The organism is Amycolatopsis sp. NPDC050768 (assembly GCF_040654155.1).
In the GTDB taxonomy this organism is placed as follows: domain Bacteria; phylum Actinomycetota; class Actinomycetes; order Mycobacteriales; family Pseudonocardiaceae; genus Amycolatopsis.
The window spans coordinates 23,732-47,797 of sequence record NZ_JBFAHL010000026.1; the positions used below are offsets into that span (position 1 = coordinate 23,732).

Here is a 24,066-nt window from a genome sequence, read left to right on the forward strand (position 1 = left end):
AGCGTCAAACGGTTCCGACCCGGTGTCGTGCGGTGGTGCTGACCCTCCTTGGGTCTTCTTCCGTCACCGGTCGTCCAGGTTGCCCTGGACGTCGAAGTAGAGCTGCGAGAGCGCGGGCAGCAGCTGGTCGCGCATCTCGGAGGTGAGGCCCGCGGTCAGCTCGGCCGCGAACTTGTCGAGGGTGCGCCGGGCGGTGTCCCGCGCGTTGACGCCCTTGGTGGTGAGCTCGAGTTGCATCGTGCGCCGGCTCGTGGCCGAGGGGCGGCGCGAGAGTAAGCCCTGGTTCACCATCTTGTCGACGCTTTCGGACATCGTCGACGGATTGCGGTGCGCGAGCTTGCACAGCGCCGTGAGCGACGTGTGGCCGCTCCCGACCCTCGAGAGGATCCGGTACTGCCGGATGGTGAGCGGCAGCTCGAGCTCGGCGAGCAGCTCCGTCTGGAGCCGGGTCAAGCGCCCGCCCAGTGCCAGCAAGACCTCGCCGAGGCCCGCTTCCGGGCCCAGCTCGTCGAAGGTCTCAGTGTCGTTGGTGGTCATTTTGGTCCCCGTACGTTCCGGTACCCGAAATAACGATGCCGCCGACTGTACGTCCGCCCCCGCGCTGTGGGAAGGGGTGATTTCGTGACGATGAGAGTCTTTCAGTGGGTGAAAACCCGGATGGTCCCCGGCGCACCGCGGGTGAGAGCTTCGGAAGCCGACCCCGACCGAAGGAGCTCTGAGGCGTCGATGGCAGCGTTTGCCCGAAACCAGTGGTATGTCGCCGCATACGGTCGCGAAGTGGGCCGGGAGCTGTTCTCCCGGACCGTGCTCGGCGAGCCGATCGTCTTCTACCGCACCGAATCCGGCGACGTCGTCGCTCTGGCCGACCGCTGCGTGCACCGCCGCTACCCGCTCTCGGAGAGCCGGCTCGACGGCGACAAGATCGTCTGCGGCTACCACGGCTTCACCTACGACAGCGCCGGCTCGTGCGTGTTCGTCCCCGGCCAGGCACGGATTCCGCGCACCGCACGGGTTCCGTCCTACCCGGTGGTGGAGCAGGACTCGTTCGTATGGGTCTGGATCGGCGAGCGCGAGCTGGCCGACGAGTCCACCATCCCGCGAGCCCCGTGGCTCGCGGACCCGGCCTACACCAGCGTGAGCGGCATGGAACCACTCGCCGCGCGTTACGAGCTGCTGGTGGACAACCTGCTCGACCTGTCGCACGAGACTTACCTGCACGGCGGCTACATCGGCACGCCGGAGGTCGCGAACACGCCGATCACCACGGAGGTCGACGAGGACCGCGGCATCATCTACGTCAGCCGCCACATGGCCGACGCCGAGTGCCCGTCGTTCTACGCCAAGTCCACGGGCATCGAAGGCCGGATCACGCGCTGGCAGGACATCGAGTACCACCCGCCGTGCCTGTACCTGCTGCACAGCCGTATCGCGCCCGTCGGTGTGCTGCCGAACTCCGACGGCACCGACCCCGACGGCTTCCACGTCGAGGTCGTCTACGCGATCACTCCGGAGACCGAGCACAGCACCCACGACTTCTGGGCCGTGGCAAGGGACTTCGCGCTCGACGACGCCAGTGTGTCCGATTTCCTCGCGGAGAACAACCGCACGGTCGTGCTGCAGGACGTGCGGGCGCTCGACATCCTCGAACGCGTCATCGAGGCCGAGCCCGAGGGGTACCAGGAGCTTTCGGTCAACATCGACACGGGCGGGCTGGCGGCGCGCCGCATCCTCAAGAAGATGGCGGCCGGCGAGAGCGCGCAGGTCGTGTCGTCGTGAGCGAGCGCGTGGCGATGCTGCGGGGCGAAAACGTGGTGCGCATCCACTGGAAGCTCGGCACGGACGTGCTCGTCGGCGTTTGTCACTGCGGGGCCGAGCACGAGTCGGAGGACCCGGTCGAGTTGTGGGACTGGCTGCTGGCCCACCCCGTCGGGCACGGCGGTCCGTCGGTGCCGGTGGTCCCGCCTGAGCGCGTGGCCGTCGCTGTCTGAGCGGTTTTGGAGGAGGAGACGATGAGCGTCCTGGCCACGGAGCTGGAGCTCGACGTGGTGCTGGCGGCCCCGGAACGGCTGGCCGACGGCGTCGTCCGGCTGACCCTGCGCGACCCGGCCGGCGCGGCGATGCCGGCGTGGGAGCCGGGTGCGCACGTGGACCTCGTGCTGGGCCCGGATCTCGTGCGGCAGTACTCGCTGTGCGGTGATCCGGCCGACCGGTCGGTGCTGCAGGTGGCCGTGCTGCACGAGCCGTCCGGACGCGGGGGCTCGGCGCACGTCCACGGACTGACCGGTGGCGAGCGGCTGCGCGTGCGCGGCCCGCGCAACCGCTTCGGGATGGTGCCTTCGCCGCGCTACTTGTTCGTGGCGGGTGGCATCGGCATCACGCCGCTCGTGCCGATGCTGGCCGCGGCCGAGGCGGCGGGCGCCGAGTGGCGCCTGCTCTACGGCGGCCGCACGCGGGCGTCGATGGCCTTCGCCGCGGAACTGGGCGAACGCTACGGCGAACGCGTGGAGCTCGTGCCGCAGGACGAGCGCGGACTGCTAGACCTCGACGCGGCGCTGGCCGCGGCACCGGGCGCGGCCGTCTACTGCTGCGGCCCGGAACCGTTGCTGGCGGCCGTCGAGCAGCGGTGTGCGCCCGATTTGCTGCACATCGAGCGGTTCACGGCGCTCCCCGACACCGGTCCGCGCGACGCCTTCGAGATCGAGCTCGCCCAGTCGGGCCGGACGTTGGCGGTACCGGCGGACCGCTCGATCCTGTCGGTGCTCGAAGAGTCCGGCGTGCCCGTGTTGTCCTCCTGCCAGGAAGGTACGTGCGGCACGTGCGAGACCGGCGTGCTCGCGGGGGTGCCGGACCACCGCGACTCCGTGCTCACCGGCCCGGAGCGCGAGGCGGGTGACGTGATGATGATCTGCGTGTCGCGCTGCGCCGGCGCGCGACTCGTTCTGGATCTGTGAATCCGCGGGTAGCGTGAGGCGATGACCCGGCAAGCCCCGGCGACGGGCACCTCCGTGACCAGCAAGGTGCTGGCGCTGCTCGAGGCTTTCACCCCGGACGCCGCGGACCTCAGCCTCAGCGAGCTGGCCCGGCGTTCCGGCGTCTCCCTCGCGACCGCGCACCGGCGCGCGGCCGAGCTCGTCGAGTGGGGTGCGCTGGAACGCGACGCGGCTGGGCGCTACCGCATCGGGCTGCGGCTGTGGGAGGTCGCGTCGCTCGCTCCGCGCGGGCTCGGCTTGCGCGACGCGGCGATGCCGTTCCTGGAGGACCTGTACGAGGTCACGCACGAGAACGTCCAGCTCGCCGTGCGCGAGGGCCTGGAGGTCGTGTTCGTCGAACGCATCGCCGGGCGCGACGCCGTGCCGGTCTGGACCCGCGTCGGCGGCCGGTTCGCCTTGCACGCCACGGGCGTCGGCCTCGTCCTGCTCGCCCACGCGCCCGCGGCCGTGCAGGAAGAAGTGCTCGGAGCGCCCCTGCACAGCTACACGCCGAAGACGGTCTGCGACCCGATTCGGCTGCGCCGCACGCTCGCCGAGGTCCGCAAGCTCGGCTACTCCGTCAGCGACGGCCAGGTGACCGTCGACGCCCTCTCCGTCGGCGCCCCGGTCTTCACCGCCGACGGCACGGTCGCGGCGGCAGTGTCCCTTGTGGTGCGTGCCGGCAGCACGCAGCCGGGAGCGTTGGCGCCCGTGGTGATGGCGGCCGCGCGCGGCATCTGCCGGGCACTGGCGGGCGGGCCGGCGCGGGTGTTCCCGGCCGGCCGCACCCGCCCGTGACCTACTGCGGCGGAATGTCCGTCCAGCCCGCGTCGACGCGGGCGGTGCCGGGCGGCGCGATGAGGTACTGCGCGCCGTCGGCGGTGACGTAGACGGAAGTGGCGTTGACGCGACCCGTGGCGGGGTCGACGACGAGGCGCAGGCCGTCCGGCGGAATCGTCAGGCCCTGCCCGCCCGGCACGGCGCCGAGCGTGCCGACACCCGGGTACTCGGAGATCGCCCGGAACGCCGCGGCCCGCACCGCCGGCGGCGCCGGCAGCGTGGACACCAGCGAGACCAGCGACTCGAACGTCGCCCGGTCCCGCTCGGCGGCCGTGAACGGGCCGCCGCTCGTCCGTGCGGCGCTGTGCGTCTCGGCCTCGGCGATCCACGCCTTGAGCGCCGCCGGGTCGGTGGGCAGAGCGCGCAGCTGGGCGTAGGTCAGGTGCACGCCCACGAGCGAGAACGGCTGCGAGCCGGGCATCGGCATCGCCTTCCCGCCGGTCTTCGCGCCGCGGAACCACCAGTGCCCGTCGGGCTTGACCCAGTAGTCCGTGACGGCCGCGCCCGGGCCGGTCTCGGTGATCGTCACGTGCCAGTAGGTGCCCGTCGCGTCGGGCGAGCGCTCGGCGACGGTCGCGGCGGCGAGCAGCACCTGCGGCCCGGACTGGACAACGGGCGGCGCGGCGGGCGGGGCCGGGGCCGCGCTGAACACCGCGACAGCGACGGCCGCGGCCGCGATGGCGCCGGTCCCTCCGGCCAGCCACGCCGCGCGCAGCCCCCGGACCGGCCTCGCGGTGAGGCCGCGGGCGGGCTTGCCGGCGATCCGCTCCTGCAGCCGGCGGCGGCTCTGCGCCACGGCGGCGGGCGTCGGGTCGTCGGCGGCGAGCAGCATTTCGAGCTTCTGCAGGTCATTCATCGCGAGCCTCCTGGGCCAGGATCGGAGCGAGCTTCTGACGGGCGCGGTGCAGCCGGGAGCCGACCGTGCCGGAGGAGATGCCGAGGGCCAGGGCCACCGAGGCCGCTTTTCAATGGCTCCGTCGAGTTGCGCGAGCGCCACGAGCAGCAGCACGTCGCGTTCGCCGCGTGGGAGCTTCGCCAGCGCGGCCGCGAGCGTGCCACGCGCGGCGATCGCCGTGACCACACGGCTTTCGTGGCCCTCACCGGGCTCTGGCGCGACCCCCAGCCGCGTCAGGGCCCGGTAGTGGCGCGCTTCCTTGCGGTGGTGCCCCGCCACCAGGTTCGTGGCGATCCCGAACAACCACGGCCGCAGCTCGCCGCGCGCGGCGTCGAACTTCTGCCGCCGATCGAACGCGATCAGGAACGTCTCCGCCGTGACGTCCTCGGCGTCGCGCGAATCGAGCCGCGCCGCGACGTAGCGGTGGACGGCGGGGTAGTAGCGGTCGTGCACCTCGGTGAACGCCTCGGGTTCCAGCCGGAACCGCGCGGCCAGTTCGGCGTCACCCACCGATGCGGTCATGTCTCTGCCTCGCTCACGCGGGTTTCCTCCCAGTCGGGGACAGCTTTCACCACGTCTTCGCCGCAGCGGGGAAACTTCTTCCCGAACGGGCGAGGAAAGTCAAACCGGTGCTGGTCAGCCGCGACGCGGCCTACGATCGGCGCGTGGAGCTTCCCGTGATGCCGCCGGTGCGGCCGATGCTCGCCAAGGCCGTGCACGAGGTCCCCAGGACCGAGGGGCTCTGGTTCGAGCCCAAGTGGGACGGGTTCCGCTGCGTCGTGTTCCGCGACGGAGCCGAGGTGGAGCTGGGCTCGCGCAACGACCGCCCGCTCACGCGCTACTTCCCCGAGCTGGTCGAGCTACTGGGCGACGCGCTGCCGGAGAAGTGCGTGGTCGACGGCGAGATCGTGCTGGTCACGCCGCGGGGCCTGGACTTCGAGTCGCTGCAGCTGCGGCTGCACCCGGCCGCGAGCCGCGTGCGGAAGCTGGCCGAGGAGACGCCGGCGAGCTTCGTGGCGTTCGACCTGCTGGCCTTGGGCGACCGCGACCTCACGGCCGAGCCGTTCAGCACGCGCCGGCGGATCCTGGAAGACCTGCTCGGCGACAACCCGAGCGGCGGCCTGCAGCGCGTCCACCTGACCCCGCTGACCACGGATCCGGACACGGCCGAGGACTGGTTCACCCGCTTCGAGGGCGCGGGCTTCGACGGCGTGATGGCCAAGCCCGCCGATCAGCCGTACGAGCAGGACAAGCGCGTGATGTGGAAGGTCAAGCACGAGCGCACGGCCGACTGCGTCGTCGCCGGGTTCCGCTGGCACAAGGACGGCCAGGGCGTCGGCTCGCTGCTGCTCGGCTTGTTCGACGACGCCGGCGCGTTGCACCACGTCGGCGTGGCCAGCAGCTTCACGGCCAAAAGGCGCCGTGAGCTGGTCGACGAGCTGGCGCCCCTGCGGGAGAACGCGCTGGAAGGCCACCCGTGGCGCACCTGGGCCGAGTACGAGCCCGAGCCCGGCCGGCGGCCCGGCGCGAACAGTCGCTGGGCGCCGCAGAAGGACCTGTCGTGGGAGGCCGTGCGGCCCGAGTGGGTCGCGGAGGTGCGCTACGAGCACCTGCAGGGCGGCCGGTTCCGCCACGGCGGGCGGCTCGTGCGCTTCCGCCCCGACCGCGAGCCGGCGTCGTGCACATACGCGCAGCTGGAGGAAGCGCCGCCGGCCGAGCTGGCGACGTTGTTCGGGGAGGCGAGATGAGCGGGGTGGCCCTGGAGCTCGACGGCGTCGAGCTGACGATCTCCAGCCCGGACAAGGTGTACTTCCCCGAGCGCGGCGAGACGAAGCTCGACCTCGTGCGCTACTACCAGGCCGTGGCCGGCCCGCTGCTCGACCGCCTCGGCGGCCGGCCTCTGCTGCTGGAGCGCTACCCGGACGGGGCCGGCGGCAAAAGCTGGTTTCAGAAGCGCGTGCCCAAGACCGCGCCCGAGTGGCTCACCACCACCGTCGTCTCCACGCCCAACGGCACCACCAGCGACGCCCTCGTGGCCGCCGACCTCGCCCACGTGCTGTGGGCCGTGAACCAGGGCTGCCTCGGTTTCCACGTGTGGCCGAACCGCGCCGCGTCCCTCGACATCGCCGACGAGCTGCGCATCGACCTCGACCCGTCGCCCGGCATCGGCTTCCCGCAGCTGCGCGACGCGGCGGTGCTCGTGCGCGAGTTCCTGACAGGGCTGGGCATCGAGGTCCACGTGAAGACCTCCGGCTCGCGCGGCCTGCACCTCTACGCCATCCTCGAACCCCGCTGGGACGGCTACCAGGTGCGCGCAGCCGCCGTCGCCCTCGCGCGAGCCCTCGAACGTCGCCACCCGGACCTCATCACGGCCCAGTGGTGGAAGGAGGAACGCGGCGCGCGCGTCTTCGTCGACTTCAACCAGAACGCCCCGCACAAGACGGTTTTCGGCGCGTGGTGCGTCCGCCCGCGGGTCGGCGGCCAGGTCTCCACGCCGATCTCGTGGGACGGCCTCGCCACCGTCGTCCCGGACACGCTGACCCTGACTTCTGTGCCCGCCCTCGTGGCCCAGCACGGCGACCCGTGGGCCGGTGCGAACGACCGGCCGCAGTCGATCGAGCCGCTGCTGGAGCTGTCCCGCTCGGACCTCGCGTCGGGCCTCATGGACGCTCCCTGGCCGCCGGTGTACCCGAAGATGCCGGGCGAGCCGCCCCGCGTGGCGCCGAGCCGCGCGAAGAAGACCTGAGGCGCGTGGACATCGAGCCGTGCGAGACCACCGATCCGGCCTTGCATACCCTCGTCGCCGCCATGACGGCCGAACTCGTCGCCGTTTACGGTCTGCCGCCGGACGCCCGCCCGTCCCCCCTGCCTCCCCGCACCCACTACCTGATGGGCACCGGCGACGGCGTCGCCCTCGGCTGCTGCGCAGTTCAGCCCGAGGTCCAGGGCTGGTGCCTGCGCAACCGCATGTACGTCGCTCCGCCGGCTCGCGGGAGCGGGCTCGCCGCTGCCCTCGTGGCCGCCGCCGAGGACGTGGCCCGCCGGGGCGGCGCCACCGGAATGCGGCTCGAGACGGGCCTGCGGCAACCCGCGGCGATGCGGCTGTACGCGCGCGAGGGCTACCGGCGCGTCGCCGCGTTCCCGCCGCACGAGAACGACCCGGAGAGCGTCTGTTACCAATCCGGCCAAAAGTAGGCCGACCCCCACGCGGCAACGTAACCGTTGCCAAGAAGCCATTCGGCCGTGGCTGTGGTCTGATTGGTAACGATCGGCACAGTACGCCAAAGACCTCGCCGCTCACTCGAACGGCAGGTCGAAGGCCAACTGATCGCCCGCACCCGGCGGTGCGCCCGAGAGGGTCGCCGCACAGTCCGGGCACGGCGTGACATCGCCGGTGCGCGGGGCCGCGAGGTCGATCGGCGTCCAGGTGCGCGATTCGCGTTCGCCGCAGACGGAGCGGCGGTAGCGCAGGTCGCCGGCGCGGGTCATGAGATGGGCGACGGGTGCGTCGTCCGGCAGGGCGCCGACGAGGTACCAGCGGGTCGCGGTGTGGACTGTGGGGATGGTCGCCATGGAACAGTCCTCCTGGGAGGCCGGTTCAGCTTCATTCCTTCGTCACAGCCATCTTCCGTCGCGGTGCGGCGGAATCCGTGCGTTTCGCGGTGTTCGGCGTGGCGCGGTCAGTCCTCGAGGGACGGTTCGCCCTGGTCAGCCGCCGGTTCGTCGAGGTAACGCAAGATCCGCAGCAGGCCGCGTTCGTCGATCTTGTCGTCCTCGGCCACGCACTCGGTGAGGCGCCGCGTGACATCGTCGGCGTCGAGGCCGGCGCCGATGAGCACCAGTTCGGTGCGGCGCGGACGTCCGGCAGGCCAGGCGGAGCGGTCGAGCTGGATGAAGGCGCCCACGGTGTGCAGCCCGAACCGCGCGCGCGGCCCCAGGTCCACGTGGCCTTTCACGCGGTAGAGGCCGGGCGGGCGCTGTTCCAGGAACGCGAGCAGCCGTCGCGGCGACAGCGGGCGGTCGGCTGTGAAGGTGACGCTCTCGTAGGCCGCGTGGAGGTGCTGCGAGTGGTCGTGGTCGTCTTCGCGCAGGTCGTCGAAAGACAGCTGGCCGTAGCGCTCGCGGGGCTTCGGGTCGAAGAACAGCTGCGGGTCCACCCGGCCGTGGTCGGTCACCAGCACCGGCACCCCCGGCGCGAACTCCTCGACGGTCGCGGTCAGCTTGGCGAGCTCGTCGGACGTGACGCGGTCGGCCTTGTTGACCACGACCAGGTCGGCGATGCGCAGGTGGTCGGCCAGCTCGGGGTGGCGCTCGCGGGTGCTCTCGAACTCCGCGGCGTCCACGACCTCGGCGAGGCCGCCGTAGCGGATGTCGGGGTTCTCGCTGGCGATCATCAGCCGCAGCAGGTCGCGCGGCTCGGCGATGCCGCTGGCCTCGACCACGATCACGTCGATACCGGCTTCGGCGCTCGACAGCCGCCCGAGCATCGCATCGAGCCCGCTCGCGTCGACGGCGCAGCAGAGACAGCCGTTGCCGAGCGAGACCATGGTGTCGACCTGGCCGGACACCGCGAGCGCGTCGATGTTCACGCTGCCGAAGTCGTTGACCACCACGCCGACGCGCGCGCCCTCGCGGTTGGCGAGCAGGTGGTTGAGCATCGTGGTCTTGCCCGAGCCGAGGAACCCCGCGACGAGGACCACCGGGATCCGCTGCCTGGCCACGATCACACCCCTCCCACCATCGCGACGACCTTACCGCCAAGTGATCACGGAACCGCTTCCAGGTCGTGATCAATTTCCGGACACATTGCGCAAGGTTGAGGTGACGCATTTATTTCCGCCCCGCTCACCTGCGTCTATCGAATTATCGCGGTGCCGCCGACACATTCGGCGGTTGTCTTCAACGTCGCTTCGGGTACGCTTCCCGGCTTGGCGAAACCCCTGGGGCTACGGGGTTTTTCGCCGTCGACTCGGATCAGCACCGAATGACGGAGGAACAGTGGGTCTTCCCTGCGTGTCGCGGGTTGTGCTTTCGAAGAGCGGAGTAGCCCGGTGATCGTTGCGTCCATGCGAGTGAATTTCGACGCATCGTTACCGCCCGAGAGGGTGACAACCGTCGAATACGGCGAGGCCGAGGAATTCATCCGGCTCTGCCACGCGGAAGCCGCCGTGCCCGGTCTGCGGGTCGACGAGCGGCTGGCGCAGGTCAAGGAGGAGATCGCCGAAACCGGTTCCTACCGGCACACCTACGCCGAACTGGCCCACGGCGCGCGCGTGGCGTGGCGCAACTCCGCGCGCTGCATCGGCCGGCTCTACTGGCGCGGCCTGCGCGTGCGCGACCGCCGCGATGTGCGTGACGCCGCGGGGGTCGCCGCCGAATGCGTCACGCACCTGCACGAAGCGACCCGCGGCGGCCGGATCCGGCCCACGCTGACGGTGTTCGCACCGGACAGCCCCACCGCGCCAGGCCCGCGCATCCACAACGACCAGCTCATCCGCTACGCCGGCTACCGCCTCGAAGACGGCTCCGTGCTGGGCGATCCGCAGTACGTCGAGTTCACCGACACCGTGCGAGAGCTGGGCTGGCACGCACCCGAGCGGCGCGGTTCGTTCGACGTGCTGCCGCTGCTCGTCGAGGCCGAACCGGGTTCGCGGCAGCTGTTCGGCCTGCCCACCGACGCCGTGCTGGAGGTGCCGCTGACGCACCCGGACCACCGCTGGTTCGCCGGCCTCGGCCTGCGCTGGCACGCCGTGCCCGCCATCAGCAACATGCCGCTGGAGATCGGCGGCGTGCGCTACTGCGCGGCGCCGTTCAACGGCTGGTACATGGCCACGGAGATCGGCGCGCGCAACCTCGCCGACGTCACGCGCTACAACCTGTTGCCCGTCATCGCCGGCCTCATGGGCCTGTCCACGGACGACGACCGCACGCTGTGGCGCGACCGCGCCTTGGTGGAGCTGACGTTGGCCGTGCAGCACTCGTTCGACCACGCGGGCGTCACCATCGCCGACCACCACTCGGAGTCGCAGCGGTTCCTCACGCACCTCGAACGAGAGGAGCGAGCGGGCCGCTCGTGCCCGGCCGACTGGAGCTGGATCGTGCCACCGCTTTCCGGCGCGCAGACCCCGGTTTTCCACCGCTACTACGACGAACCCGACCCCGCGACGCGTCCGGCGTTCCTCCCGGCCGGTCACGAATCCGACCAGAAGTAATCGGGAACAGTTGCCGTGTCCGGCAACCGTTCCCGCCGTGACTGTGGCCGGATCGAAATCGGGACAACGCAGTAATGGGAACAGCCGTTCGGCGGATCGTGGCGAACTGGGGGAGCCGACGGTCCGCCGAGGGCGGACAATGGGGACATGACCGCAGTGCTCGTCGCCCACGCAGGCAAGACCGGCGGCACCCGCGAGATCGCCGAGGTGGTCTCGGAAGAACTGCGCGCCTTCGGTCACACCGTGGACACCCGGGACGCGGCCGACGTCGCCGACGTCACCCCGTACACGGCCGTGGTGGTCGGCAGTGCGCTGTACTACTCGCGCTGGCGTCCGTCCGCGGTCCGGCTGCTGGAGCGCAACGTGGCGGCCCTGCGTGAGCGTCAGGTCTGGCTCTTCCACAGTGGCCCCTGCGGCCCGGGCGCCTCCCTGGTGCATGTGAGCCTTCCCGCGTCCGTGGCGCTCCTGGCGGCGAGCATCGACGCGGAACGCACCACGACCTTCGGCGGGCGGCTCGACCCGGCGCTCGTCCGGGGGGTTCTGCCGCGGCTGATGGCGCGCGGGTCCCGCGGCGGCGATTTCCGCGACTGGGCGCGGATTCGCACGTGGGCCCGCGACGTCGGGCACCACGTGAGCTCGCACGTTTCTCTCTGAGCTTTTGCCAGTTTCACCTGTAACGATCATCTTCGTGACCTTCGCGCGCCCTGCTCCGGCTGTGCCGGAATCCGCGCAAACCCCTTGAATGCCACCAAAACCGCCAAACCACATCGGTTGCCCGGTCACTCACTCAGGTGTAGACCAACACCGGCGACACCTCGAAACTCACCAACGAGCAGGGGGACTCCGGTGCCGGATGCCACGGCGGGCAAGAAACCCAAACTCACGTCGGACCAGCGCAACGCGTTCATCGCCGCCTGGCTCGGGTGGACCATGGACGCGTTCGACTACTTCCTGGTCGTGTTCATCCTGGCGGACATCGCCAAGGACAAGTCCTTCGGCGCGACCGCGACCCAGCTCGCGTTCATCACCACGGCGACGCTGGTGATGCGGCCGGTGGGGGCGCTGGTGTTCGGGCTGTGGGCGGACCGCGTCGGGCGGCGGATCCCGTTGATGGTGGACGTGCTGCTGTACTCCGTCGCCGGTGTGCTCTGCGCGGTGGCGCCGAACTTCACCGTGTTGCTGATCCTGCGGTTCATCTACGGCATCGGCATGGGCGGCGAGTGGGGCCTGGGCGCGGCGCTGGCCATGGAGAAGATTCCGGTGCAGCGGCGCGGATTCTTCTCGGGGGTGCTGCAGGCCGGCTACTCGAGCGGTTACCTGGTGGCCGCACTGGCGTACCTGCTGTTCCACACCGCCCTCGACCTGGACTGGCGCTGGATCTTCGTGCTGAGCGTGTTCCCGGCGCTCATCAGCCTGCTGATCCGCGCGCGGGTCAAGGAATCCGAGGTGTGGGTTGCCGCGCAGGAGAAGATGCGGGTCACGCGCACGTCGGTGAAGGACGTGCTGCTCAACGCGAAGGTCATCCGCCGCTTTGCCTATTTGATCGTGCTGATGACGGCGTTCAACTGGCTCAGCCACGGCACCCAGGACGTCTACCCGACGTTCCTCAAGTCCACCGAACACGGCGGCGCCGGCCTGAGCACCTCGACGAGCACGTGGATCGCCGTGATCTACAACATCGGCGCGATCATCGGCGGCCTCACCTTCGGCGCCCTGTCGGAACGCTTCGGGCGGCGCGTGACGATCGTCAGCGCCGCCGTGCTGGGCCTGCCGATCATCCCGATCTTCGCCTTCGACCACGGCGCGGGCATGCTGGCGCTCGGGTCGTTCCTCATGCAGATCATGGTGCAGGGCGCCTGGGGCGTCGTCCCGGCCCACCTCACCGAAATGTCGCCCGACGCGATCCGCGGCTTCTACCCCGGTGTCACCTATCAGCTGGGCAACCTGCTGGCCGCGCTGAACCTGCCGATCCAGCAAGCCATCGCGCAGTCGCAGGGCTACTCGGCCGCTCTCTTGTGGACAGTCATCCCGGCACTGGTCTGCGTCGCCGTATTGACCGCCGTGGGCAAGGAAGCCAAGTCCATCCGCTTCGGCACCGAGGCTGCGACCACCGCACCGGCGACCAGCGCGCAGTAGTTCAGGTCGGCTCTGCCCCGTCTCGTCCTGTCTCGGCGTCGCCCCGCCTCGCCCTGTCAGCCCGTCCCTGTCTCGTCTCGGCGCCGTTCGCGCCTCACGTGCGGCCCGGCTCCCGGGCGCACCTGCCGGCGCGGATCGTCGTGCTGATCCGCACCGGCGCACCACGCACCGACGTCCGTACGGCGCGGTCGGCCCGCATCACCACGCGGCCGAGCCCCACGGTGATCACGCCCTCGCCGACTCCACCCACCGCCTCGCCCCGGCCGACATCGACCTCCGCGTGCTTCCGGCCCGCGGGCCGCCGGTCGCCCTTCACTGCTCTGACCTGCAAGGTTGCCGACGATAGGCTGCCGATATATCGTGGCTATGTCGGCGATAGCACACGAAGGGATTTCTCATGACCAGGACAGCAGGCACCCACCACATGTTCAACGGCTTCGGCGGCCCACAAGCCCCCGGCAACTTCGACAGCCACCACCCCGCCCGCTTCGGCTTCACCCACCACGCCCCCAGCCACGACGGCGAGCACCACGGCTTCGAACACCATGGCCCTGGCACCCCCGACCACTTCGGCGGCCACCACGGCGGACCGCCCCGGGGCGGCGGCTTCACCCATCATGGCCCAGGCCATCCAGGAATCGACCACTCCGGCGCGCACGGCAGGCATCACCCGGGCCTCGGTGGCCCGCACACCCCGGGCGAGTCTGCGCGATCCGGCTTCGAGCACCATGGCCCCAGCGCTCCCGAGTATTTCGGCGGGCCGGAAGGCTCCGGCGAGGTCGAGCGGTTCGGCTTCGGCGAGCACCACGGCTTCGGCCACCACGGTCCTGGCGCCCCCGATCACTTCGGTGGCCACCACGGCCACAGCCACTTCGGCGGCCACCACGGTCCCGGCCACTTCGGCGACCTCGGCGATCCCTTCGGCTTCGCGCCCGATGCGGCGCGCGGGCCGGGCGGGTTCCCGCCGCCTCCGCCGATGCCGCCGGTCCCGCCGGGGCCCGGATTTCCCGGCGGCCCGGGTTTCGGCGGCTTCCCTGGTGGCCCCGGCGGTCCGCGCGCGTGGTTCGGCGACGGCCGCCAGTGGGGCGGCCGCGGCTCCCGCGGCCCGGCGCGGCCCGTGCGCCCGGCAGTACTCGCCTTGCTCGCCGAAGGCCCGATGCACGGTTACCAGCTCATGCAGGAAATCCGGCGCCGCTCGAACGAAGAGTGGCGCCCGAGCCCCGGTTCGATCTACCCGATCCTGCAGCAGCTGGAGGACGAGGGCCTCGTCCGCTCGGCCGAGGAGGGCGGCCGCCGCGTCGCGCATCTGACCGAGGCGGGGCGCGAGCACGTCGCCGGCCGGGAGGAGGAGTTCGCGGCGCTGTGGGCCTCCCACGCTCCCGAAGACGACCCGGCCGCCGACCGCTTCGCCGCCCTGCACAAGCAGCTCGGCGACCTCTGGGCCGCCGCAGGCCAGGTCGCGTACACCGGCACCGACTCCCAGGCCGCCGACATGCGCAAAATCCTGGCCGACGCGCGCCGCCGCCTCTACGCCCTGCTCGCCGAAGACCAGGACGACCCCGAAGACTGACCACCACAAGGGCGCCGAGTCCACAGTGGACTCGGCGCCCGCAGTCACGTCGGCGCCCCGCCGTCACGTCGGCGCCAGGCAAGCTCGGCACGGGCTCGGTTCCCCGTCGTTCGGCCTGCGACATCGACACCCACCGCCGACGTGCCGTGTTTTGGAGCACGAGCACTCAGACGCGGCGGCAGTTCTCTGTTGCGCCGAAGCAAATGCCCGGCATCGACGTACCGAAGCATCCGCGCCGCAGCACCCAACCCGAATCACCCGGGATCGATGCCCGGCGTCGAACTCCGGCGCCCGTCAGGTCATCCGGCCAGGCGGTGGCTCCGGCTCCCACCCCAGATGCGCCGACACCACATCCGCCGCCGCGATCGTCCGGCGCCCCGCCGCCGCCAGCCGCGAACCGATCCGCGCATCCGGCGCCGAGATGTTCAACGCCGCCACCACCCGCCCCCGGAAGTCCCGCACCGGAGCCGACACACCGGACAGCCCGGGCTCGAACTCCTCCACCACCCGGGCAAACCCCTCGTCACGCGCGTGACGGATCGTGGCCCACAGAGTGGGCAGCGCGGGATGGCCGGGGAACCGCACGTAGAGCTCGTCAGGCGTCGCGTCGAACAGCAGGATGCGCCCGGCCGAGGTGCGGTCGGCCGGCACACCGCGGCCCTCCCATTCGTGGACGCGGAACGAGTGCCCCGACACCGAAAGCAGCGTCAGCACCTCGCGGTCGCGAAGCACGCACAGGTGGCTCGTCTCCTCCAGGTCCGCCGACAGCGAGTGCATCACGGGCTCCGCGGCGCGCACCAGACGGTCCTCCGCACTGCGCGCGACCAGTGAAAACAGGCGCCGGCCCATGCGGTAGCGGAGGGTGTCGGGGTCGCGCTCGACCACGCCCTCCAGCGCCAGCGCCTTGAGCGCGCGCGAAACCTGACTCTTCTCGCGCCCGGTCAACGAAGCCAGCCGCACCACGCCGAGGCCGCCCGAGCGCTGGGCCTCGGCCGAGGCCAGCGCCTCGAGCAGGTCGAGGTCGCGGCGCAGGCCGTGCCCGGACACTGTCATGGCCGAACCCTAAGCCGAGTTGGCCTGAGCGCAACACACGTTGCGATGTCCCGCGCACCCTTGTCGGCCCGCCCGGCGCGCTCGTAGCGTCGAAACCGATGAAGATCACCGCGATCACCCTCGACCACCTGCGCCTGCCGCTCGACCCCCCGCTGCGCGCGGCGTGGGATCCCGAGCCACGGCGGCACTTCGACGCCACGATCGTGCGCGTCCACACCGACGAAGGCGTCACCGGCATCGGCTCCGGAGACACGATGGCGGGCTTCGAGGCCGTGGAGCACCTGTTCGTCGGCACCGACCCGCTCGACATCGTCCGCCACGTCAAAGCCATCGAGACGGCCAACTTCCACGGCGGCCGCTACTGGCCGCTCGAAGCCGCGCTCTGGGACGTGATCGGCCAGGTCGCCGGCCTGCCCGTCGCCACGCTCTTCGGGAACTCCGCGCAGTCGCTGCCGGTCTACGCGTCCTCGGCAGAGCTCAAGCCGCCGGCGGAACGCGTCGAGGCAGCGCAGCAGGCCCGTGAAGAAGGCTTCCGCGCGCTCAAGATCCGCATCGATCGCGACCACGCCGACGAAGGCGTCGAGACCGTCGCCGCCGTGCGTGATGCGCTCGGTTCGAATTTTCGCATCATGGTGGATCTCAACCAGTCGTGGCGGATGGCCGGTGACACCGCGCCCGCCGCCGACCTCGCCGCGACCCGCCGGCTTGTGCGCCGTCTGGCCGAACTCGACGTGTTCTGGGTCGAGGAACCCTTGCCCTATGCCGATGTCGAAGGTTTTCGCACCCTGCGTTCGGAAAACCCCGGCTTGCGCATCGCCGCGGGAGAAATGCACCACTCGGTACCCGACTTGTTGTCCTATCTCGAACAGGACGTGCTCGATATCTACCAGATGGACGCCGTTCTCGCGGTGGGAATGCACCGCGCCCGCACACTCGCCGAGGTGGCGGAATTCAAACATCGCGCGTTCACGCCGCACAGCTGGACCAACGGCATCGGCCTGCTCGCAAACCTGGCGCTCGCGGCGGGCGTCGGCGCCAGCCCGTACCTGGAGTTCCCGTACGACCCACCCGGCTGGACTCCGGAACGACGCGACTTCATGCTCGCCGAACCCCTGACGATCACCCCGGGCGGCGAGCTCGCCGTGCCACCACGGCCCGGGCTCGGCGTCGAACTCGACGAGGAGGCGGTGGACCGATGGCGGATCTGACCCACGAAGACTGGCTGGCCGCGGCGCAAAACCTGGCTCCCGAGACCAAGACCACCTGGCTCGACCTCGCCTGAGTTGTCGACTTGTCCACCTCTCCCGGGAAAGGGGCACGCGTGGTGCGGACCGAGTTCGGGCCCGGCTTCGTCGAACGGCTGCCGGAGTTCGCCGCCGAGCTGGGCGGGTCGCGGGTTTTCGTGGTGACCGACCGCGGCCTGCGCGCGACGGGCATCGTCGGGCGCGTCGAGAAGATCTTCGCCGCGGCCGGCGTCGAATGCCTTGTGCACGAAGACATCGGTCCCAACCCCGCGACGACCGAGCTCGACCGCGGCGCCGCCCGCTTGCGCGAATACGGGGCGGCCGTCGTGATCGCCCTCGGCGGCGGGTCCGCTTTGGACGCGGCCAAAGGCATCTCGCTGCTGGCCGGCAACCCCGGCTCGCTCGCCGCCGACGCCGACACGCTGTGGTCCGCTTCGGACGGACTGCCGATCGTCGCCGTGCCGACGACGTCGGGCACCGGCGCGGAGACCAACGGTTTCGGCGTGGTGGAAGACACCCGCTTGTGCTGGAAAGTCTACATCGGACACGAATCCGTCCGGCCGCGGATCGCCGTGCTCGACCCTGAGCTCACACTCGGCCTCCCCGCCCCGATCACCGCCGCCACTGGCCTCGACGCCCTCGTCCACGGCGTCGAATCCCTCGCCTCCCGCGGCGCCGACGCGGTGTCGACCGCCGACGCCGCCCGCGCCGTCGCCCTCGTCGGCGCGTGGCTCCCGATCGCCTACCGCGACGGCGCCAACCTGGAGGCCCGCTCCCAGCTCATGCTCGGCGCGCACCTCGCGGGCCACGCCTTGACGCGCTCCGGCCTCGGCCTGGTCCACGGCCTCGGCCACGCCATCACCGCCCGCACCGGCACCCCGCACGGTGTCGCGCTGGCCGCCGTGCTGGAGGAGGTCATGACCTACACGGCCCCCTTCGCGGTCACCGCCTACGCCACCGTCGCCGACTCCCTCCGTGCCCCGACCGCCGTCGACGCCGTCCGCGCGATCTCCACGGCTGTCGACCTCAAACGCCCGCTGCGCGCCTTCGGCCTCACCCGCGCCGACCTGCCCGCGGTCGCCTCGGCCGCCCTGGCGGACGCGGTGACGAAAAACGCGCCTCGCTCACCGCGGCAAGACGAGGTCGAGGAGCTGCTCGCCTCCGTCTATTGAGGACAAAACCGGCCGCCGAACTGCGAGTCCGATTCGCCCGACAGCTGCGCGAGACTCCACCTGGGCGACGTGCGCCTCGGGCCCATCGGGACGCGGTGCCTCGGCGTGCGCGGCCAGGCCCTCGACCGGGACGCCTTCGCGTCCTGGACCGGGCCGTCGCCATCGGCGTAAGCGCGCACGTGGCCGGCGTTTCCGCCTCCGTCTACTGAGGACAAAGAAAACGCCGGACCCCATCCAGGACCCGGCGTTTCCCTAAAACACCAACCTCAGCGCTTCAACCCGTGCTCGATCGCCTCCACGATCCGTGGCCGCAGGTCCGTCACGCTGACGATCGCGTCGACCGAGCCGACCTCCACCGCGCGCTGGATGCTGTGCACGCGGTCGAACTCGGCGGCCACCTCGCCCAGCTTCTCGGCGCGTACGGACGACTGCACCTCCGCCAGCTCGGCCGCGCAGGCCGCGCGTTCGGCGCCGTTCAGCTCGCCCAGCCGCGCCTGCAGCGAGGAGACCCGCGGGTCGTTCGCCGTGCGCGTGGTGACCTCGCCCGAGAACACCACCGCGGCGGCCGGTGCGCCGCCCAGCACGGAGGCGAAGGAGCCCTCCAGGGCGAGCACCGTCATGTTCGGGTTGAGCGCCTTGGAGAACACCACGAACGCCCCGCCGTGGTAGCGGGAGATCACGGTGAAGACGATCGGGCCGTCGAAGTTGACGATCGCGCGGCCGATCTCGGCGCCGTACTCCAGCTGGAGCTTGCGCATGGACTCGGGGGAGCCGTCGAAGCCCGACAGGTTCGCCAGCACCACCAGCGGACGGTTGCCGCTGGCGGAGTTGATGGCGCGGGCGGCCTTCTTGGACGAGCGCGGGAACAGGGTGCCCGCGGTGTAGGTGTCCGGGCCGTCGGTGGGCGGGAAGCCGCGGCGCGGCACCGAGCGCGACTCGATGCCGAGCAGGCACACGGGGTGCCCGCCGATGTGGACGTCCTGCACGGCCGCCGTGTCCGCGTCTCCCATACCGGCCCAGCGCTCCAGCACCGGGTGGTCCTGGTCGGACAGCGCGCGCATCACCGTACGGATGTCGAACGGCTTCTTCCGGTCCGGGTTGTGCTCGGCCGAGAAGATCTGGCCCACCGTGGTGAAGTCGCTGCCGACGATCGCGTGCGGGAAGTCCGACACGTCGCGGTTCACCGGGTCCGACGTCGCCGCCGTGCGCGGGCCGGGTTCGCCCGGGACCACGTAGGTGTGGTCGTAGTGGGACATCAGCACGTCGCGCGCCCCCGCCAGGTTCGGCGCCCAGTACTGCGCCTGGCCGTTGGGGCCCATCACGCGGTCGTAGCCGCCGATGCCGAAGTTGTCCTCGGCCGACACGCCGCCGGAGAAGTCGAGCGACTGCTTGCCCGTGAGCACCATCGCGGAATCCGGCGTCATGACCAGGATTCCCTTGGTGTGCATGAGCATCGTCGCTTCGGCGTTCCAGTACGGCTGGGCGCCCACCGTGATGCCGGCGACGACGATGTTGATCTCGCCGCCCGCCTGCGTGAACTCGACGATCCGCTTCAGCGCGGCCGCCACCCAGTCCATGTTCTCCACGCCGGAGTCCATGGAGATCTTGGCCCCGGCCGACAGCGCGAACCACTCCAGCGGCACCCGCATCCGCTCGGCGAGGTCCAGCGCGGCGATCACCCGCGCGCACTCCGGCTCCGCGAGCGCGCCGAGGGACTTCGTCGGGTCGCCCAGCAGCACCACCCGCGTGAGTCCCTCGGGCACCCGCTCGGTCGGCGTGGAGACGACACCCGCGACGATCCCGGCCCTGTTGCGGCCCTTCGGCCGGTCGACCGGCACCAGCGCGCCGGCGTCGTCGAGGTCGTGCTCGGTGAACGTGCCCTCGCCGGCCAGCATGTCGGTGAGCTCGTACGGGTAGACGGTGTCGCGGCGAGCCGCGCGCAGCACCTTCTGGCGGTAGTCGTCCAGCGGCTGCACCGGTTCGTGCGAAGGCTCGCCGACCGTCAGCCGGACGCCGGAGCCGACCTCGTTGCGGATCGTCACCGCCAGCTCGGTCAGCTCGCCCGTCTCCGGGTTGCGCCGCCGCGCCAGGAACTGGATCTCCTCCAGGCCCGCGCCCGCCGTCGACGGCAGCACCCGCTGGGCGAGCAGGTTCAACTCGTCCATGGTGAGGTCGCTCGGCGGCCACACGTAAACGACGATCCGGTTGGTGTCGAAGCGTTTCCGGGCCGGGCGCTGCGCCTGCACGTTGCGGATCGCGTCGAGGCACGCGGCCAGTGTGTCCTCGGCCGCGGGCAGCGACACGAGCCGGCCGTCGGCCTCACGCAGCGGCGTCAGGTCGCGCACCTGCGCCATCGCGACGAGGCGCTCGTCTGCCGGGTTGGCCTGCGCGACGCACTTGAACAGGTACACCTCTTCGTCGGCCGAAGGCAGGCGCGTGAGGTCGAACTCCTGCAGCCGTTGCAGCTGCATCCGCTCGGCCACACGCGGGTGCAGGCCGCGGATCAGCCGGTCTTCCGCGAAGCCTTCAGCGCAGCGGCGGAACGTGAAGTGGTGGTGCATCACGGCCCCGCCGCCTCCGGCGACGGTGGTGGTGATGCGCGTGATCGTCTCCGGCAGCGGCTGCGCGGCGATGACCTCGCCGAGGCGCGCGGCGATCGCGTCGGAGTCGGGCTGGTCGGCCCACGTCACGTAGATGTCAGCCACCGCGTACGTGCCGGCGTCTTTCGCGAGCTCACCCGCGGCGCGGACGGCGGCGGGCAGGTGGGCGAAGTCGACGGCCGTGGTGACCACCCGGGCGGGCTCTGCGTGCTCCGCGGTGACGAACACACACTCGGCGACCTCGCGCCGTTCGATTTCGGACAGGCTCTTGTTGCCGTAGTAACGCCGGGTGAGAACTTCCAGCAGCGGCGCGGGATCCGTGCCCGGCCGGCCGATGCGCTGGCCGAGCAGCCGCACCAGCGGCTCGGAGCTCGACACCATGCCGGCGATGAGCTCCGCGCGGTCCGCCGCGTCCGGGTTGCGGTCGAGGTGCTTGAGGCTCTGGCGGACCTCGGCGTAGACCTCGGCGCGGGCGCGGCGCAGCAGCGGCTGGGCGAACCAGCGGAACACCACACCGCGCGCGAAGTCGCTCACGGCCGGGTGGCGCACCTGCGTGGCGGCCACGAGGTGCTCCAGCGCCAGGCCGGCTTCCTCGCGCAGGTCGCCGGTGGGCGGCGCCTCCGTGAGCCACTGCCGCAGCAGCGCCGTGACGATCGCGACGTCCGACGAAGCCCGTTGCTGGGCCAGGAAAATGCGGAAGACCGCCTCCTCCAGCTCCGGTGTGCGCTCCAGGTCGGCCACGCCGTAGTGGCCGAGCACGCGGCGCAGGCGGGCCTGGAACGTCTCGGGCAGCCCGGCTCGCTCCACGTCGAGGCTCTGCAGGTACGTGTGGAAGTACTCGCGGGCGCTGTGCACCGGGCTCGCCGGGCTGACGTCTTCGCCGGCCGGCTTGTTGCGCGTGAGCTCCGACAGGTCGGCGAACACGCCCAGCAGCTCCACCTCGCCCGTGAGCGGCCGGGTCGCCCCCTGCTCTGCGCGCGCGGCGAGGTAGCCGGCGAGCGTGCGGCGCTGGTCGTGCGGGTCCACGTCGAACCCGAGCAGCAGGCCGCGCAGGTCCTGCAGCCCACGGGCCGCGCGGTCGGCGGCGGAGGCGGCCGTGGGCTCGGCGGGCAGCTCGATCTCCACGACTTCGCCGGCGTCGGCGGTTTCCTCTGCCTCGTCCTCGTCGGCCAGCGGCTCGAGGCGCATCAGCGCGGCGCCGGTCTCGACCTGGCTGCCGACCGACACGGGCAGCTCCCGCACGCGAGCACGGAACGGCGCGCGCAGCACCGTCTCCATCTTCATGCTCTCCAGCACGACGATCGGGGCTCCTGTGTCCACCTCGTCGCCGACCGACAGCGGCGTCGCGACCACCAGCGCGGGCGCGGGGGAGCGGACGACACCGCCCTCGTCGCGGCTCACGCGGTGGGTGATGCCGTCGACCTCGACCAGGTGGATCGGGCCGTGGGTGGCGGCGACGAGGCGGAACCGCGTGCCGTTCACGGTGATCTGGCCGCTGTGGGAGTCGAAGCGCTCGATCTCGACGTCGGCCGGGTGCACGTCGCCGCCGCCGCTGATGCCGACGCGGAAGCGCTTCGGCCCGATGCGCGCGACGCTCACGCGGTAGGCGACGCCGCGCAGCTTCAGGTCGAGCGGGCGGCCGCTCTCGAACTGCACCTGCGGACGGCCGCCGTGCGCGGTCGAGAGCAGCCGGACGCGGGCGATCTCTTCCTCGTCCTCGTAGGCCTCGATGGCCGCGGCGGCGAGCGCGATCGCGGAGTGCTTGCTGGTGACCAGGCGGCCTTCGGCGCGGACGCGGTCGATCCAGCCGGTGTCGGCGCTGGCGTCGATCACCTCGGGCTGGTCGAGCAGGTCGAGCACGAAGCTCTTGTTGGTGGCGCCACCCTCGATGATCACGGTCGTCTCGGACATCGCGCGGCGCAGGCGGGCGAGCGCCTGGTCGCGGTCGCGGCCGTAGGCGATGATCTTGGCGATCATCGAGTCGAAGTCGGCGGGGATCGTGTCGCCTTCGCTCACGCCGGTGTCGACGCGGATGCCCGGGCCGGCCGGCAGCAGCAGCCGCGCGATGTGTCCGGGCGACGGGGCGAAGTCGCGGTCGGGGTCCTCGGCGTTGAGCCGCGCCTCCACGGCGTGGCCGAGCTCGGCCGGCTGCTCGCCCTCGAGCTTTCCGCCCGACGCGACGTGCAGCTGCAGCCGCACCAAGTCCGTGCCGGTGGTGATCTCCGTGATCGGGTGTTCCACCTGCAGTCGGGTGTTCACCTCGAGGAAGGCGAACAGCTTCTCGCCCGGGTGGTAGAGGAACTCGACGGTGCACGCGCCGCGGTAGCCGACCTTGACCGCGAGCCGCTCGGCCGAGGACTTCAGCTCGGCCGTCTGCTCCGGCGAGAGGACCGGCGACGACGACTCTTCGATGATCTTCTGGTTGCGCCGCTGCACCGAGCAGTCGCGCACACCCAGCGCCCACGCCGTCTCGCCGTCGGAGATCACCTGGACCTCGACGTGGCGGGCGCCCGTGACCAGGCGCTCCAGGAACACGATGCCGCTGCCGAACGCGCGCAGTGCCTCCTGGCTGGTGCGCTCGTAGGCGTCGGTGAGCTCGTCGGCCGAGGACACCTTGCGGATGCCGCGCCCGCCGCCGCCCGCGGTGGCCTTGAGCATGAGCGGGTAGCCGATCTTGTCACCGGCCGCCAGCGCGTCTTCGAGCGTCGCGACCTCGCCGCGGCTCCACGGTGCCACCGGGACGCCGACCTCCTCGGCGATCAGCTTCGCGCCGATCTTGTCACCGAGCTGGCGCATGGCGTCGGCGCTCGGCCCGATGAAGGTGACCCCCACCTTCTCGCACAGCTCCGCGAACGCCGGGTCCTCGGCGACGAAGCCCCAGCCGACCCACGCGGCGTCGGCCTTCGTCTCGACCAGCGCCTTCTCCAGCTTGGCGAGATCGAGGTACGGGCGAGCCGAGGCCGGCCCCAGCGAGTAGGCCACGTCGGCCTCCCGCACGAACGTCGCGGACCGATCCGCGTCCGTGTAGAGGGCGACCGTCTCGATCCGTGTACCGGTCTCCGCGGAAAGATCTCGGACAGCGTGGATCAACCGCATTGCGGCTTCCCCGCGGTTCACGATGGCGACACGACTGAACACCGGACTGAGCCTCCCAAGTACCCACGCGCAGCAGGCGACGTCCGTATCCGGATCGTCGCCTGTCTTCGCTTACACCCTGCTCCCTTACCGGCGGGTACACCAATGTCGTGCATGGCGCATGCCGGAGCCGCTGCATTGTGGGAACCCGCCAAAAAGTTGCCCAGGCCACACTGCCGGGGACACGTTTCGCGCGAGGTCTGCCACAAACCACCCGGTAAACGTACGGCGCTCGGACTG

21 protein-coding genes and 1 pseudogene are annotated in these 24,066 nt (G+C 71.3%); 13 read left to right on the top strand and 9 right to left on the bottom strand.

Annotation, left to right across the window (positions count from 1 at the left end):
• Nucleotides 1-63 precede the first annotated feature (63 nt).
• A complete protein-coding gene (locus AB0H62_RS45935; RefSeq protein WP_220238902.1) occupies nucleotides 64-537 on the bottom strand; it encodes a MarR family winged helix-turn-helix transcriptional regulator in 474 nt (157 codons plus the stop codon).
• Between the two features lie 189 nt (nucleotides 538-726).
• On the opposite strand from AB0H62_RS45935, the gene AB0H62_RS45940 reads away from it, so the two are divergent.
• From AB0H62_RS45940 to AB0H62_RS45955, 4 genes are read left to right on the top strand one after another with little or no spacing between them, the layout of a single operon-like run.
• Nucleotides 727-1,776, top strand: a complete 1,050-nt coding sequence (locus AB0H62_RS45940; RefSeq protein ID WP_220238903.1) for an aromatic ring-hydroxylating dioxygenase subunit alpha — start codon at nucleotides 727-729, stop codon at nucleotides 1,774-1,776.
• Complete coding sequence (locus AB0H62_RS45945) at nucleotides 1,773-1,988, top strand: hypothetical protein (RefSeq protein ID WP_255637755.1); 216 nt, start codon at nucleotides 1,773-1,775, stop codon at nucleotides 1,986-1,988. Before AB0H62_RS45940 ends, AB0H62_RS45945 begins: the two co-directional genes overlap by 4 nt.
• Nucleotides 1,989-2,009: 21 nt before the next feature.
• Nucleotides 2,010-2,951, top strand: coding sequence for a PDR/VanB family oxidoreductase (locus tag AB0H62_RS45950; RefSeq protein ID WP_360592425.1), 942 nt, complete (start codon nucleotides 2,010-2,012; stop codon nucleotides 2,949-2,951).
• Nucleotides 2,952-2,972: 21 nt separating this feature from the next.
• Entirely contained in the window at nucleotides 2,973-3,767 is a 795-nt protein-coding gene (locus AB0H62_RS45955) for an IclR family transcriptional regulator (RefSeq protein ID WP_220238905.1), read from the top strand.
• A 1-nt stretch (nucleotide 3,768) separates the two neighbouring features.
• Here the strand turns inward: AB0H62_RS45955 and AB0H62_RS45960 are convergent, their stop codons facing one another.
• The 3 genes and pseudogenes from AB0H62_RS45960 to AB0H62_RS45970 form a co-directional block, all read right to left on the bottom strand.
• Complete coding sequence (locus AB0H62_RS45960) at nucleotides 3,769-4,665, bottom strand: CU044_5270 family protein (RefSeq protein ID WP_220238906.1); 897 nt, start codon at nucleotides 4,663-4,665, stop codon at nucleotides 3,769-3,771.
• A complete protein-coding gene (locus AB0H62_RS45965) occupies nucleotides 4,658-4,762 on the bottom strand; it encodes a sigma factor-like helix-turn-helix DNA-binding protein (protein ID WP_304504332.1) in 105 nt (34 codons plus the stop codon). Before AB0H62_RS45965 ends, AB0H62_RS45960 begins: the two co-directional genes overlap by 8 nt.
• A 251-nt stretch (nucleotides 4,763-5,013) precedes the next feature.
• Nucleotides 5,014-5,226 (bottom strand): annotated as a pseudogene (locus AB0H62_RS45970) (sigma factor); the annotation flags it as partial.
• A gap of 143 nt (nucleotides 5,227-5,369) precedes the next feature.
• On the opposite strand from AB0H62_RS45970, the gene AB0H62_RS45975 reads away from it, so the two are divergent.
• Genes AB0H62_RS45975 through AB0H62_RS45985 form a run of 3 tightly spaced genes read left to right on the top strand, consistent with a single transcriptional unit; the run spans nucleotide 5,370 to nucleotide 7,899 of the window.
• Complete coding sequence (locus tag AB0H62_RS45975; RefSeq protein WP_220238907.1) at nucleotides 5,370-6,452, top strand: ATP-dependent DNA ligase; 1,083 nt, start codon at nucleotides 5,370-5,372, stop codon at nucleotides 6,450-6,452.
• Entirely contained in the window at nucleotides 6,449-7,450 is a 1,002-nt protein-coding gene (gene ligD / locus AB0H62_RS45980) for a non-homologous end-joining DNA ligase (protein ID WP_220238908.1), read from the top strand. Before AB0H62_RS45975 ends, ligD begins: the two co-directional genes overlap by 4 nt.
• A 5-nt stretch (nucleotides 7,451-7,455) precedes the next feature.
• Entirely contained in the window at nucleotides 7,456-7,899 is a 444-nt protein-coding gene (locus AB0H62_RS45985; protein ID WP_360592427.1) for a GNAT family N-acetyltransferase, read from the top strand.
• A gap of 102 nt (nucleotides 7,900-8,001) precedes the next feature.
• Here AB0H62_RS45985 and AB0H62_RS45990 read toward each other — a convergent pair whose 3' ends face one another.
• Nucleotides 8,002-8,277: a hypothetical protein gene (locus tag AB0H62_RS45990; protein ID WP_220238910.1), complete on the bottom strand. Its 276-nt coding sequence runs from the start codon at nucleotides 8,275-8,277 to the stop codon at nucleotides 8,002-8,004.
• Between the two features lie 107 nt (nucleotides 8,278-8,384).
• Nucleotides 8,385-9,425, bottom strand: a complete 1,041-nt coding sequence (locus tag AB0H62_RS45995; RefSeq protein WP_360592428.1) for a GTP-binding protein — start codon at nucleotides 9,423-9,425, stop codon at nucleotides 8,385-8,387.
• Nucleotides 9,426-9,770: 345 nt separating this feature from the next.
• Here AB0H62_RS45995 and AB0H62_RS46000 point away from each other — a divergent pair, with 345 nt between their 5' ends.
• The 3 genes from AB0H62_RS46000 (at nucleotide 9,771) to AB0H62_RS46010 (ending at nucleotide 13,052) form a co-directional block, all read left to right on the top strand.
• A complete protein-coding gene (locus AB0H62_RS46000; RefSeq protein ID WP_360592430.1) occupies nucleotides 9,771-10,916 on the top strand; it encodes a nitric oxide synthase oxygenase in 1,146 nt (381 codons plus the stop codon).
• A gap of 147 nt (nucleotides 10,917-11,063) precedes the next feature.
• Entirely contained in the window at nucleotides 11,064-11,570 is a 507-nt protein-coding gene (locus AB0H62_RS46005; protein ID WP_220238913.1) for a flavodoxin domain-containing protein, read from the top strand.
• A 192-nt stretch (nucleotides 11,571-11,762) separates the two neighbouring features.
• Nucleotides 11,763-13,052, top strand: a complete 1,290-nt coding sequence (locus AB0H62_RS46010; RefSeq protein ID WP_360592431.1) for an MFS transporter — start codon at nucleotides 11,763-11,765, stop codon at nucleotides 13,050-13,052.
• A 94-nt stretch (nucleotides 13,053-13,146) separates the two neighbouring features.
• Here AB0H62_RS46010 and AB0H62_RS46015 read toward each other — a convergent pair whose 3' ends face one another.
• Complete coding sequence (locus AB0H62_RS46015) at nucleotides 13,147-13,383, bottom strand: hypothetical protein (RefSeq protein ID WP_360592433.1); 237 nt, start codon at nucleotides 13,381-13,383, stop codon at nucleotides 13,147-13,149.
• 66 nt (nucleotides 13,384-13,449) lie between these two features.
• On the opposite strand from AB0H62_RS46015, the gene AB0H62_RS46020 reads away from it, so the two are divergent.
• A complete protein-coding gene (locus AB0H62_RS46020) occupies nucleotides 13,450-14,622 on the top strand; it encodes a PadR family transcriptional regulator (protein WP_360592434.1) in 1,173 nt (390 codons plus the stop codon).
• Between the two features lie 294 nt (nucleotides 14,623-14,916).
• Here the strand turns inward: AB0H62_RS46020 and AB0H62_RS46025 are convergent, their stop codons facing one another.
• Entirely contained in the window at nucleotides 14,917-15,675 is a 759-nt protein-coding gene (locus AB0H62_RS46025; protein ID WP_360592436.1) for an IclR family transcriptional regulator, read from the bottom strand.
• Nucleotides 15,676-15,773: 98 nt separating this feature from the next.
• Between AB0H62_RS46025 and AB0H62_RS46030 the strand changes: the two genes are divergently transcribed.
• Nucleotides 15,774-16,883 carry a mandelate racemase/muconate lactonizing enzyme family protein gene (locus AB0H62_RS46030; protein WP_360592437.1) on the top strand — a complete coding sequence of 370 codons (1,110 nt, stop codon included), beginning with the start codon at nucleotides 15,774-15,776 and terminating at the stop codon, nucleotides 16,881-16,883.
• A 113-nt stretch (nucleotides 16,884-16,996) separates the two neighbouring features.
• Nucleotides 16,997-18,091, top strand: coding sequence for an iron-containing alcohol dehydrogenase (locus tag AB0H62_RS46035; RefSeq protein WP_360592438.1), 1,095 nt, complete (start codon nucleotides 16,997-16,999; stop codon nucleotides 18,089-18,091).
• Between the two features lie 266 nt (nucleotides 18,092-18,357).
• Here the strand turns inward: AB0H62_RS46035 and AB0H62_RS46040 are convergent, their stop codons facing one another.
• Nucleotides 18,358-23,829 carry a biotin carboxylase N-terminal domain-containing protein gene (locus AB0H62_RS46040; RefSeq protein ID WP_360592440.1) on the bottom strand — a complete coding sequence of 1,824 codons (5,472 nt, stop codon included), beginning with the start codon at nucleotides 23,827-23,829 and terminating at the stop codon, nucleotides 18,358-18,360.
• Nucleotides 23,830-24,066: the final 237 nt, after the last annotated feature.